This window comes from Erwinia sp. MMLR14_017, from assembly GCF_033657285.1.
Classification (GTDB): domain Bacteria; phylum Pseudomonadota; class Gammaproteobacteria; order Enterobacterales; family Enterobacteriaceae; genus Erwinia.
The window spans coordinates 207,911-220,085 of record NZ_JAWVWP010000007.1 but is presented as its reverse complement, the minus strand read 5'-3'; the positions used below and the strand labels follow the sequence as shown (position 1 = coordinate 220,085).

General features: G+C 54.4%; 13 protein-coding genes. 6 read left to right on the top strand and 7 right to left on the bottom strand.

Annotated elements, in window-relative coordinates; genetic code table 11:
• Positions 1 to 180: 180 nt before the first annotated feature.
• Complete coding sequence (gene yieE, locus SD961_RS13790; RefSeq protein WP_318790912.1) at positions 181 to 1,047, bottom strand: DNA-binding transcriptional regulator YeiE; 867 nt, start codon at positions 1,045 to 1,047, stop codon at positions 181 to 183.
• Between the two features lie 9 nt (positions 1,048 to 1,056).
• Positions 1,057 to 1,428, bottom strand: coding sequence for a YkvA family protein (locus tag SD961_RS13785; RefSeq protein WP_318790911.1), 372 nt, complete (start codon positions 1,426 to 1,428; stop codon positions 1,057 to 1,059).
• A 102-nt stretch (positions 1,429 to 1,530) separates the two neighbouring features.
• Here SD961_RS13785 and SD961_RS13780 point away from each other — a divergent pair, with 102 nt between their 5' ends.
• Both SD961_RS13780 and nfo read left to right on the top strand, forming a co-directional pair.
• A complete protein-coding gene (locus tag SD961_RS13780) occupies positions 1,531 to 2,589 on the top strand; it encodes a YeiH family putative sulfate export transporter (protein ID WP_318790910.1) in 1,059 nt (352 codons plus the stop codon).
• Positions 2,590 to 2,659: 70 nt separating this feature from the next.
• Positions 2,660 to 3,502: a deoxyribonuclease IV gene (gene nfo / locus SD961_RS13775; protein ID WP_318790909.1), complete on the top strand. Its 843-nt coding sequence runs from the start codon at positions 2,660 to 2,662 to the stop codon at positions 3,500 to 3,502.
• Positions 3,503 to 3,562: 60 nt separating this feature from the next.
• Here nfo and fruA read toward each other — a convergent pair whose 3' ends face one another.
• The 4 genes from fruA to SD961_RS13755 form a co-directional block, all read right to left on the bottom strand.
• Entirely contained in the window at positions 3,563 to 5,263 is a 1,701-nt protein-coding gene (gene fruA, locus SD961_RS13770) for a PTS fructose transporter subunit IIBC (RefSeq protein ID WP_318790908.1), read from the bottom strand.
• Positions 5,264 to 5,278: 15 nt separating this feature from the next.
• The gene (fruK, locus tag SD961_RS13765) at positions 5,279 to 6,217 is read right to left on the bottom strand and encodes a 1-phosphofructokinase (RefSeq protein WP_318790907.1); all 939 of its coding nucleotides are present in this window, start codon (positions 6,215 to 6,217) and stop codon (positions 5,279 to 5,281) included.
• Positions 6,214 to 7,347, bottom strand: a complete 1,134-nt coding sequence (gene fruB, locus SD961_RS13760; RefSeq protein ID WP_318790905.1) for a fused PTS fructose transporter subunit IIA/HPr protein — start codon at positions 7,345 to 7,347, stop codon at positions 6,214 to 6,216. The genes fruK and fruB overlap by 4 nt, the downstream gene beginning before the upstream one ends.
• Before the next feature lie 314 nt (positions 7,348 to 7,661).
• The gene (locus SD961_RS13755) at positions 7,662 to 7,916 is read right to left on the bottom strand and encodes a YkgJ family cysteine cluster protein (protein ID WP_318790904.1); all 255 of its coding nucleotides are present in this window, start codon (positions 7,914 to 7,916) and stop codon (positions 7,662 to 7,664) included.
• 172 nt (positions 7,917 to 8,088) lie between these two features.
• Here SD961_RS13755 and yeiP point away from each other — a divergent pair, with 172 nt between their 5' ends.
• The gene (gene yeiP / locus SD961_RS13750) at positions 8,089 to 8,661 is read left to right on the top strand and encodes an elongation factor P-like protein YeiP (protein WP_318790903.1); all 573 of its coding nucleotides are present in this window, start codon (positions 8,089 to 8,091) and stop codon (positions 8,659 to 8,661) included.
• A 51-nt stretch (positions 8,662 to 8,712) separates the two neighbouring features.
• On the opposite strand, the gene SD961_RS13745 is transcribed toward yeiP, so the two are convergent.
• Positions 8,713 to 9,027 carry a hypothetical protein gene (locus SD961_RS13745; RefSeq protein WP_318790902.1) on the bottom strand — a complete coding sequence of 105 codons (315 nt, stop codon included), beginning with the start codon at positions 9,025 to 9,027 and terminating at the stop codon, positions 8,713 to 8,715.
• Positions 9,028 to 9,184: 157 nt separating this feature from the next.
• On the opposite strand from SD961_RS13745, the gene SD961_RS13740 reads away from it, so the two are divergent.
• The 3 genes from SD961_RS13740 (at position 9,185) to mepS (ending at position 11,999) form a co-directional block, all read left to right on the top strand.
• The gene (locus SD961_RS13740; protein ID WP_318790901.1) at positions 9,185 to 10,171 is read left to right on the top strand and encodes a GTP-binding protein; all 987 of its coding nucleotides are present in this window, start codon (positions 9,185 to 9,187) and stop codon (positions 10,169 to 10,171) included.
• Between the two features lie 40 nt (positions 10,172 to 10,211).
• Positions 10,212 to 10,919 carry a phosphatase PAP2 family protein gene (locus tag SD961_RS13735; RefSeq protein ID WP_318790900.1) on the top strand — a complete coding sequence of 236 codons (708 nt, stop codon included), beginning with the start codon at positions 10,212 to 10,214 and terminating at the stop codon, positions 10,917 to 10,919.
• Positions 10,920 to 11,423: 504 nt separating this feature from the next.
• Complete coding sequence (gene mepS, locus SD961_RS13730) at positions 11,424 to 11,999, top strand: bifunctional murein DD-endopeptidase/murein LD-carboxypeptidase (RefSeq protein ID WP_306211696.1); 576 nt, start codon at positions 11,424 to 11,426, stop codon at positions 11,997 to 11,999.
• Positions 12,000 to 12,175 lie beyond the last annotated feature (176 nt).

Genomic DNA, 12,175 nt, shown 5'->3' with positions numbered 1-12,175 from the left:
TACGTCCTGGTAAAAATAAGGCGCGATTGTAGCAAACTGACCCGACAGGCATAGTGATTCCGCGCCGTTATAAGATAGGTTCATGATCGGCGCAAAATTATTAGTTTGAGTCTTTTTATCCCTACAAAAAGCGGAGAGGGAGAGTGACTCCGGCCTGCAAAAGAGAGGCCGGGAGCAAAGCTACTCGGTGCAGTAGCTTAAGAAACGCAGCAGGGATTTTGACAGATGCTTCTGCCGGTGATGTATGCGGTACAGGGTACGTTTAAGCCTGGGCAGCGGTAAAACCACCTCTTTTAGCGTACCCACGGCAAGCTGCTCCGCTATCACCCGTCGGGAAAGACAGCTGATCCCCATGCCGTGACGCACGGCATGTTTAATCGCCTCAGAATTACCCAGTTCCAGCGCCAGCCGGAACTGCGGCAAATGTGAAAGCAGCAGATAATCCACGATTTCACGCGTGCCTGAGCCGTGCTCACGCAGGATCCAGGGCGCGGCGGCCAGCGTTTCCAGCGTCACGGGCTGGCTAAAGATCTCCGCATCAGGTGCGGCAAACACCACCAGCTCATCCTCCAGCCAGGGTTCACTGAGGATATCAGGCATATGGCACGGCCCCTCAATCAGACCGATATCCACCCGAAAATCCGCCACGGCAGTAATGGCATCCATGCTGTTGCCCACGCTGAGTTCCAGCGGCAGTTCAGGATAATCCTTTCGCCAGCCGGCCAGCATACCGGGCAGCAGGTAGTTGCCGATAGTACTGCTGGCATAAACGCGCAGCGCGCCGTTATCTTCCCGGAACAGCTGTTCAATTTCCGTCGCCTGCTCAAGAAGCGCTACCGTGCGGGGATAGAGCAAACGACCATGCTCGTTGACGACCAGTCTCTTGCCCACGCGGTCAAAAAGCTGCACGCTGAGCTGGTTTTCCAGATCCGCCAGCGCGGCGCTGACCGCAGACTGAGAAAGCGAGAGAACCTGCGAAGCCTGGGTGGTCGAGCCGCTTTTCAGCACCTCGGCAAAGACCTCAAGCTGCCTTAATGTAATATGCATGGCGGTTCCCTAAGCGCTGTGGCGATAAATCAGATAAATTATCAGGGCGATCCAGGCCAGTAGCACGACGCCCAGTCCGCTGAATACTTTTTTTCCTCTGGCGCGCTGAAGCTCTGCCCTGGAACGGCTGCTGTTTCTGATCGCCGCTGGCAACAGACGCAACAGCAGCATCATGCCAAAGGGTACGATAACGGCATCGTCCAGCAGACCAACCACCGGGATAACGTCCGGGATCAGGTCAATGGGGCTGAAAGCGTACGCCGCCAGCCCTGTGGCCATCAGCTTAAACCGCAGCGGCGTGCGGGGATCGCGACAGGCGAACCACAGGGTCAGCGCATCCTTTTTGACAAGTTTTACCCACTTCCGCAGTCGTCCAAACACAGCCCGCCCCTTATCACTTATTCTGGTTAATTATAAATATATAATCAATTTCACTTTTAAGCCACTTTTCTCCATGATCCGGGTATCGAAAAGGAGCTTGCTATGACCACACTGACTCTTCTGCATCCGCAACATCGGCCCGTTCGTTATGCCGCTGGTCTGCTGCTTTCTCTGGTTTTAGCCGCAGGCGCAAGCTGGCTCAGCACCCTGCCTGCCGTCTCTGCGCTGGGATTAGGCGCCCTTACGCTGGCTATCGTGGCCGGTATTTTGGTGGGCAATACCTTTTATCCCCGCTTTGCCGACAGCTGCGATCCTGGCGTGGTGCTGGCGAAACAGCAGCTGCTGCGCCTTGGCATCGTGCTGTATGGCTTCAGGCTGACATTTCAGCAAATCGCCGACGTTGGCGTCAGCGGCGTGGTGATTGATCTCCTGACGCTGAGTTCTACATTTTTACTGGCCTGCTGGCTGGGCCGTCGGGTCTTTGGACTGGACCGCGATACCGTCTGGTTAATCGGTGCCGGCAGCAGCATCTGCGGTGCCGCCGCCATCCTGGCCACCGAACCCGTAATTAAGGCCGATGCCTCTAAAGTAGCGGTGGCCATCGCGACCGTGGTGATTTTCGGTACGCTGGCGATTTTTATCTACCCACTGCTTTATCCGCTGGCCTCTGCCCTGTTCAGCAGCGTAACGCTGACCAGTTGGGGTATTTTCACCGGCTCCACAATGCATGAAGTTGCCCAGGTGGTGGCCGCCGGGCATGCCGTGAGTCCGGAGACGGAAAATGCGGCGGTGATAGCCAAAATGCTGCGGGTGATGCTGCTTGCCCCGTTCCTGCTGCTGCTTAGCGCCAGGGTACGGCAGCAGGCATCAGGCGGTTCAGCGGAGTCTGCTACCTTGCGCTTCCCCTGGTTTGCGCTGGTGTTTATCGCCGTTGCGATGGTCAACTCGCTGCATCTGCTGCCCGTTTCCGTGGTTAATGCGTTGAATCAAATGGACAATATTGTGCTGGCTACGGCAATGGCTGCGTTGGGTCTGACCACCCATATCAGCGCCCTGAAACGGGCCGGAGTTAAACCGCTGCTGCTGGGACTGGCTCTGTTTATCTGGCTGGTGGTTGGCGGCGGTGCGATTAACCTTGGGATCCAGCATTTGTTGTCATGACTTGACGCCGTTTCCGGTTATCATTGCCCGCTCGCCTCTTGCATGCAGGCAATTTAACAGGAGATAAGGCATGAAATATATCGGTGCCCACGTCAGCGCGGCTGGCGGTGTGGATCAGGCGGTGCTGCGCGCACATGAACTCGAAGCCACTGCGTTTGCGCTGTTTACCAAAAACCAGCGCCAGTGGCGGGCAGCGCCGCTGACTGATGAAGTCATTTCCGCCTTTCGTACGGCCTGCGAAAAGTATCACTACACCTCTGCACAAATCCTGCCCCACGACAGTTTTCTGATTAACCTGGGGCACCCGGTAGCGGAGGCGCTGGAGAAATCGCGCGTGGCATTTGTGGATGAGCTTCATCGTTGTGAGCAGCTTGGCCTGTCGTTGCTGAACTTCCACCCAGGCAGCCACCTGCACCAGATTGATGAAGAAGCTTGCCTGAAGCGCATTGCCGAGTCGGTGAATATCGCACTCGACAAGACGCAGGGCGTCACTGCGGTTATCGAGAATACTGCCGGTCAGGGCAGCAACCTCGGCTTTCGCTTTGAACACCTGGCCGCCATTATTGATGGCGTGGAAGATAAGTCGCGCGTTGGCGTCTGTATTGATACCTGTCACACCTTTGCTGGCGGATATGACTTAAGAACCGAAGAGGATTGCGTGAAGACTTTTGCTGAGTTCGGGCGCGTTGTGGGTTTTGAATATCTGCGTGGTCTGCATCTGAACGATGCCAAAAGCGACTTTGCCAGCCGCGTTGACCGTCATCACAGCCTGGGTGAAGGCAAAATAGGTAAAACCGTGTTCAGCTGGCTGATGAAAGATAAGCGATTTGACGGCATCCCCCTGATTCTGGAAACCGTGAACCCGGATATCTGGAAAGATGAGATTGCCTGGCTGAAGTCTGAACAGAACTGAGACCGATTGCGATCATAAAAAAAGCGCGGTCGCCCGCGCTTTTTTATTGCCCTCAGGAAATCAGGCTTTAGCTAATTCCGCTTCCGGGCGTTTCAGCACCGCGTAGGAGAGACCCGCGACCACCGTGCCTGCGATGATGGCGATCAGGTAGCCCACCACAGGGGTGATGGCGCCTGGGATCAGCAGCACGAACAGCCCACCGTGAGGTGCCATCAGTTTAGCCCCTACCGCCATTGAAATAGCACCGGTCAACGCGCCGCCGATAATGCAGCAAGGCAGAACACGCATCGGATCTCGGGCAGCAAACGGGATGGCGCCCTCAGAGATAAAGCACAGCCCCAGAACCAGCGCCGCTTTGCCTCCTTCCTGCTGACCTTTATTAAATTTCCTGCGGGCTACCAGCGTCGCCAGCCCCATCGCCAGCGGCGGCACCATACCGGCCGCCATGATAGCTGCCATCGGTGCGTAGGTCTGGGAACTCAGTAAGCCAACCCCAAAGGCGTAGGCCACCTTGTTCACCGGGCCGCCCATATCGGTACACATCATGCCGCCGAGGATTGCGCCCAGAAGGACGGCGTTAGCGGTACCCATATTAGCCAGCCAGTGAGTCAGCCCTTCCATAATTTTGGCAATCGGCGTACCCACTACATAGATCATCAGCAAACCGGTGATCAGGCTGGCGATCAGCGGAATAATCAGGATCGGTTTTAACGCCTCCATACTCTGCGGCAGCTTAAGCTTGCTGCTGATAAATTTCGCCGCGTAACCAGCTATAAAGCCCGCGATGATCCCGCCAAGGAAGCCGGCGTTGATGCTGGTGGCGATCATGCCGCCAATCAGACCTGGCGTCAGGCCCGGACGGTCAGCGATGGAAAAGGCGATAAAGCCTGCCAGCACAGGAACCATCAGAGCAAAGGCGCTGCCGCCACCGATCTGCATCAGTGCCGCCGCCAGCGTTCCCTGCTCTTTAAATGCAGTAATACCAAAAGCGAAGGAGAGTGCGATGCTCAGACCGCCCGCTACCACCATCGGCAACATATAAGAAACGCCGGTTAACAGGTGGCGATAGGCGCCTGCACTCTCTTTTCTGTCATCATTCTGAGAAGCGTTGCTGCCGCCTTTGGGATGATAAGGGCGGGCTTCCGCTACCGCTTTATCCAGCTCCTGCGCCGTCTTTTTCAGCGCCAGTCCGGTTGAAGTGCGATACATCGGTTTCCCGGCAAATTTCGCCAGGTCCACTTCGATATCAGCCGCCACAATAACCAGATCGGCTTCTGCAACCTCTTCAGGCGTAATGGCATTGCCCGCGCCCACAGAGCCACGGGTTTCTACCTTCACCCACCAGCCGCGTTTTTTCGCTTCGGTGTCGATGGCTTCCGCCGCCATAAAGGTATGCGCCACGCCAGTTGGGCAGGCGGTAATAGCGACGATGCGTTTTGGTCTGTTCTCTGCCGCAGCGGCCGCAGGGGCGGCTGTTGCCGCTACCGCAGGCGCATGCCAGGGTTTTGCTTCCGTCTGCGCTTTCGCCAGTACCGCATCGGGCTGACGCAGTAGCTGTTCGATATCGGTCAGATAAACTGCTTTACCCTCAAGCGAAACGCCGTCCGGAACGTTTTTACCGGCGACAATGATCTGGTCTGCTTCAGCCAGATTATCGGTCAGCGTCACACCTTTACTGGCCGCCGCGGCCGTTGCGATATTTTTTGCCAGATAGCCAGTGGCCAGCCCCAGCGAAGAATCAATTATCAGCAGCGTTTTCATTATGCTCTCCTGCTGTCAGTTAAAAGGTTGGAGGTCGACACGCGCCATCATCGCGGCCAACTGGGTACGATCGGTTACGCCCACATTGCTCTGGCTGACGGCCATTGCCGCAACAGCCGTAGCCAGACGCAGCGTGTGCTCGCTGGATTCACGCATCAGCAGGCCATAAATCAGCCCGCCAACCATAGAATCCCCGGCACCTACCGTGCTGACCACTTCACAAGCGGGTGGTTTGGCGATCCATTCGCCTGAAGCATTCACCCACAGCGCGCCTTCTGCACCGAGTGAGATAACCACGTGGGCAATGCCCTGCTCCCGCAGCGCATGCGCTGCTTCAATCACGTCCTGCAAATCTGGCAGCTTACGCCCAGCCCAGATTTCCAGCTCGCGGCGGTTTGGTTTTACCAGCCAGGGGGCCGCCTTGAGTCCGGCGACCAGCGCTTCACGGCTGCTGTCAAAAATGATGCAGGGGCAGTGGGTGCGTAACGCTTTCATCCAGTCGGTAAAGGCATCCGGTTCCACGCCTGCCGGCAGGCTGCCGCTAACGCACACCATGTCAAACTGGCCAAGCCAGGTTAGTGAATCGGTGGTGAACCGTTCCCAGTCCTGAGGCGTCACCTCAAAACCAGAGAAATTGAAATCGGTTACGACCCCCTCTTTTTCAGTCAGCTTTACGTTGATGCGCGTCCGCCCTTCCACAACCTGGAAGCGGTTAGCGATCCCCAGCTCGCTGAACAGATGCTGGAAGCCATCCTGATTCTCTTTCCCCAGGAAACCACCCACGGTGACATCAATGCCCAAATCCTTCAGGACTTTGGCCACGTTAATCCCTTTACCGGCGGCATGCAGACCGGTGGTTTTTACCAGGTTGACTTCGCCGCGCTCAATTTCCGGTGCGTAACCCACCAGGTCATAGGCGGGATTTAGCGTGATGGTAGCAACGCGTCTGCTCATGCTGCACCCTCGCCCAGGCCACCAGAGATAGCTTCACCAATGGCGTCCAGCGCCGCGCGGGCATCTTCACCACTGGCGGTAAAGCGCAGGCGATGGCCTTTCTTCACGCCCAGCGCAACCACTTTCATCAGGCTGCGTCCGTTGGCCGGTTTGCCGCTGCCGTCGAGATTGGTCACGGTAACGTCGCAGTTAAACTGTTTGATAACCGTAACCAACGCCGTACCGGGACGGGCATGCAGTCCGTGCTCGTTACGGATAGTGAACTCTTCAGTAAGCACGTCAGCCTGCTCAGAGACTTCGCTGGTCAGCAGCGCGAGAATGCCCGCCGCATCCGCCTTCAGCAGGCGTTCAGCTTTTTGCTGCATCAGCAGGTCGCTGAGGTAGTTCAGCACGCTCATTGGCCGATCGTCCGTTACCGATACGGTCAGCAGCAGCGCGGCCTTTTCACCCTGAACGTCAAAAGGTTCAGCGGCACGACTGATGGCAATAGCGCTGCCGAGGTTGCCTTCGGTACTGTCGCTCAGCCAGATGCCCTGCCCCAGGTTCAGCGGCTTACCAGAAATTACGCTGCTGACAAAACGGGCATCAACCGCGCCAGCCTGTTGCAGACGTCCCGCATTGAGTGCCTGCAGCGTCATTAAATCGCTGGCGGCCACCTCTGTAGCAATCAGCGAAGTATCAAATTTAAACTCAGCACCCTGCTTTTCACCCATCAGCAGGCTGCGCAGTGTTTCGGCGGAATCTGTGGTTTTCAGCTCCTCAGCCACGCTGTCATCACTCAGCACATGCGTAAGCTGACGTAGCAGCGCAAGGTGCTCGTCTGACTTAGCCGCAATACCGATGACCACATACGCGGTCTGCTCTTCGCCCCAGGCGATGCCCTGTGGGAACTGGAAAACCTGTACGCCGGTCTGCAAAACCAGATCGCGGGTGTCGGTGGTGCCGTGAGGAATGGCTATACCATTGCCCAGATAGGTGGAAGTTTGCTGTTCGCGGGCAAGCATCCCGTTCACATATCCTTCCCCCACATTGCCGGCTAAGGTCAGCGCGGCAGCAACCTGGCGGATAGCCTCGTCTTTATTCCCGGCGGTGGCGCCAGGATGGATGGCATCTAGTGCTAGCTGGAACATAGTTCTCCTCTCTGCTGAATTTGAATCGTTTCAGCTATTTTGAGAAAAAAGCGCTGACTGTAGAAGCAACAAGCTGAACAGACACCGCTGAAACGTTTCAAGGAGTGTGTTCCTGTTCGCCAATGGCTGGCAAGTTTTACCGACAACGACGTAGCAGATTTTTGATGCCACGCACATTTTGCTGACCTTTTTCCGAAAAGCAGCAGGGTGCCGCTGCGCTTGCTGACGGCTGCTGAAGAAGAATCAGTTAGCGGGAGGGAATAAAACAGATCGCTGTTCTGGCGATAAATGCAGGATGGAACCGGGGAATTTAATTAAGGCGCGGTCTGCTGCTCCAGATCCAACAGCCAGATCAACGCCTCGTGGCGGCTGCTGTGGCACATTTCAGCCGTGGGTTTTAAGCCAGCACAAACGGCAGGCCGGAGCGGCGAGGCAAAAATTTTACAGCGCTGCTGCTCATCAAGCTGGATGCAGGGGGTGTTGGCAGGCTTGCCGTTGGGCATACCGGGAATAGGCGAAGAGATAGAAGGCGCAGTACAACAAGCCCCACAGGCGTCACGGCACTTCATCGTTTATTCCCCGACGTTGAAAGCGCGACAATAGCAGGCGCATGCGGCGAAGGCTATCCTTTACTGAAGCACAATTTCACCCTTTCCTTTCCGGTCTGGTACTTGCCTGAACAGGTCAGCCAGAGTAAGTTGTCGCGAGAAATTTTCACAGCCCAATTATCGAGAGTTCAGCATGCCAAGAGCCAATGAGATCAAAAAAGGGATGGCGGTGAGCCATAACGGTAAACTTCTGTTAGTTAAAGATATTGATGTACAGAGTCCCAGCGCCCGTGGTGCGTCAACTCTGTATAAAATGCGCTTCACCGATATCCGGACCGGGCTTAAAGTTGAAGAGCGCTTTAAGGGCGACGAGATCATCGATACCATCTCTCTGAGCCGTCGTCAGGTGACCTTCTCTTATATCGACGGCGACGAATATGTCTTTATGGATGATGAAGATTACACGCCTTACGTCTTTAAGGGTGAGCAGATTGAAGAAGAGCTGCTGTTTCTGCCTGAAGGTGGCATTCCCGGCATTCAGGTATTAACAATGGATGGGCAGATTCTGGCGCTTGAGTTGCCACAGACGGTGGACATGGAAATTGTGGAAACCACGCCCGGCATCAAAGGGGCTTCTGCCAGCGCCCGCACCAAACCGGCCAAAATGAGCACCGGATTGGTGATCCAGGTTCCGGAATATCTGAGTAACGGCGACAAAATTCGCATTCATATTGCCGAGCGTCGTTATATGGCACGTGCCGACTAATGCCCTGAAGGCGGTGCGCAGTGCATCGCCTTAATTGTTATGTTATAACACTTAATTATAATTTTGGGTCAGGATGCCGCGCTGGTGTGTGCTGTCCAGCCAGCTAACCTCAGAACTTCCTATGGCAGGGGGTAAGTGAGCGCTTGCCGAAACGGGAGAAGTTGTCACCTGATTGGTGCCGTCCCGCATACAGGAAGTAATGACCTGGTTTTGCTTCAGGTCCGTTGCACAACTTGTTTCCACCAGAGCGCCCTGGAACCCAATAGCGCCAGAATTGTTATCCGTGGCCATCTCATGCGCCAATGCATGACTGGTTCCGGAGGCCAAAAGCATAATTATTAAAGCTGGTTGAATGCTTTTCATCATAACCCTCACTATCGCGTTTGTTGTCTGATAAGCATAGATGTCTGGCAGCAAACATCCTGAACAGAAGCCCCCCAGGATTTCATGCTGGCAGCAATAAATCCTTAATCGGCCAAAAACAGCACAACTTGATAAGCGATCGTCGTTACAGGAGAGATAAATGACCCGGGTAAACCTGATTACCGGCTTTTTGGGCAGCGGTAAAACCACTACCCTGCTGCACCTGCTGGCTAACAAACCAGAAAAAGAACGTTGGGCGGTGCTGGTCAATGAATTCGGTGAGATCGGTATTGACGGTGCGCTGCTGGCGGAAAGCGGTGCCATTCTGAAAGAGATCCCCGGCGGCTGCATGTGCTGCGTCAACGGTTTGCCGATGCAGGTTGGGCTTAATATGCTGCTGAAGCAGGCTAAACCCGACCGCCTGCTGATTGAACCCACAGGTCTGGGTCATCCAAAGCAGATTCTGGATATGCTCTCGGCAGAGGTGTATCGCCCGTGGTTGACTCTGGATGCCTCTCTCTGCGTACTGGACCCCCGTCAGTTTGCTGATCCCCGCGTAGTGGAGAATGAAAATTTCCGCGATCAGTTGGCCGCAGCCGATATCATTGTGGCGAATAAAGAAGATCGCTGGCAGGATGCGGACAGAGCAGCCCTGGCGCAGTGGCAGAGCAACGATGCGCTGCAACGGCCGGTGATCCCGGTCAGCTTCGGCAAAATAGACCAGACTCTGCTGGCGCAGCCGCGCCTGAATCTGCGCACGTTACCTCAGGCGCAGCAGCATCATTCACACGCCGCGCCCCCTTTCGGGCTGGCTGCTCTGTCGCTGACTGCGGGAACACGCTGGCGGCGGTCGTTAAATCAGGGACAGGGCTACCATGCCTGCGGCTGGATATTTGATGATGAGACGGTGTTTGACACCATTGGCCTGCTTGAATGGGTCCGTCTTGCGCCCGTTACCCGCGTAAAAGGGGTGATGCGTATTAAAGAAGGGCTGGTCAGCGTCAACCGTCAGGGCGACGACTTTCATATTGAAACCCGCCCCTCCTCTCCGCCAGACAGCCGTATTGAAATGATTCATGAGGCGGAAGCGGACTGGAACAGGTTGCAAAGTTCTTTGTTGAAACTTCGTTTAACTCCTGAGGTATAATCTACGCTATTACTTTTTCTTAATTTATCCTTAACGCGAAATGACCACTAACCGTTTACTGACCATCCTGGTGCTTAATGTCCTGGGATTTGCGCTTTTCTTTTCCTGGTATCTGCCGGTTAACCACGGTTTTTGGTTCCAGCTGGATAAAAATATCTTTTACTGGTTTAACGACCGGCTGCTGACTAATAAGCCGCTGCTCTGGCTGTTGGCTGTTACCAACTTCCGCGCCTTTGACGGTGTTTCATTACTGGCGATGGGCGGCTTATATCTGCATTTCTGGCGGCGTGAAACCCCGCCTGGCCGCCGCAGGTTACTGGCGATTGGTATTGCGATGTTAATTTGTGCCGTGGTGCTGAACCAGCTGGGGCATTTAATTCCGGTCTCCCACCCAAGTCCGACCAAATTTTTCCCTGACGTTAATCACGTCACGAAATTAACCGGGATCCCGGCTAAAGATGCTTCAACTGACAGTTTCCCCGGCGACCACGGCATGATGCTAATGATATTTGCCTGCTTTATGCTGCGTTATTTCACGCGCCGCGCCTTTATGATTGCGGTAGCGATTGTGATTGTTTTCGCTTCGCCGCGCATTATGATCGGCGCGCACTGGTTTACTGATGTGGTTGTGGGGTCGCTCTCAGTGGTGCTGGTTGGCATGAGCTGGTGCTTACTGACCCCAATTAGCGATTACCTGGTTAATGCGCTCTATCGTCACCTGCCGGGCAAATACAAACCCGCTAAATAAAGATGATTCGGGGCGGTAAAAAGGGGCTGATTCCTCAGCAGCTTATTTACCGCCCTTATTATTAGCCTCCTTATTAAAGAGTAACGAGAAGTTTTTATTATGGTTACCGCCCGACAAAAAACGGTGACTTAGCGCTATTGTCCAGCGGTATTAATCTCATTTTTTCATCTCCGCCTGTTTTTTGCACACTTCGTTCCATTATTTCCTCAAGTTTTCTCCATGATTGCCGATAAAGTGCGCGCATTGATACATTCCTATTTCATATCAAAAAAACCTGTAAAAAGTCGTTTAAACCCCTCGCCATGGGGCTTGTAATCGGGTAACCTCACTTTCAGTTAGGCTACTTCAGTAGACCATTTCCAGGATTTACGCTAAAAAATGTGCTCCCTTGCACACTTCTGCGTTTCAGGAATTGTCTTACCCTGTCGCGCTAATTAATCTCGTTCCGTTTCGCAACTTTTCTAACGACCTCGTCGTTAAGGACCTCAAGGGATTACAAACATAATGGTCAAGTCTCAACCAATACTGAGATATATCTGGCGGGTGTTGCCCGCAATCGCATTAGCGACAGTTTTATCAGCATGTAGCTCGACGAATACCAGCAATAATGCACAAACTGATACTCATGCAGTTAAAGGCCAGAACGGCTTTTTACTTCAAGCGTCTCAGGATGAATTCGAACAGATGGTCCAGAATGTGGATATTAAATCCCGCCTGATGGATCAGTATGCGGACTGGAAAGGCGTTCGTTACCGTCTCGGCGGTACCAGCAAACGCGGCATTGATTGTTCGGCATTTGTACAGACCACCTTCCGTGAGCAGTTTGGTTTAGATCTTCCCCGTTCGACCTATGAGCAGGAAGATTCCGGAAAAAGCATTAACCGTGGCAAGTTACGTCCAGGCGATATCGTTCTGTTCCGCGCCGGTTCTACCGGTCGGCACGTCGGCATCTACCTCGGCAATGATAACTTTGTTCACGCTTCTACCAGCAGTGGCGTTATGATCTCAAGTCTGAACGACAGCTACTGGAAGAAGCGTTACCGCGAAGCGCGCCGGGTGCTGAGCCACACGCCGAGCTGATTTCAGATCCCTGAAGTCTGCGAAAACGAGATAATAAACGCTGCTTCGGCAGCGTTTTTTTTTAGCCGTCGGCCATCACAGAGAAGCCGACTTTTATAACACTTCCCTGCAAAGCCGCAGCGGATAGCCTGATTTAGCGCAAACCCAGGCTCTCTCTTGCGGGGTGAGTGTCTGAA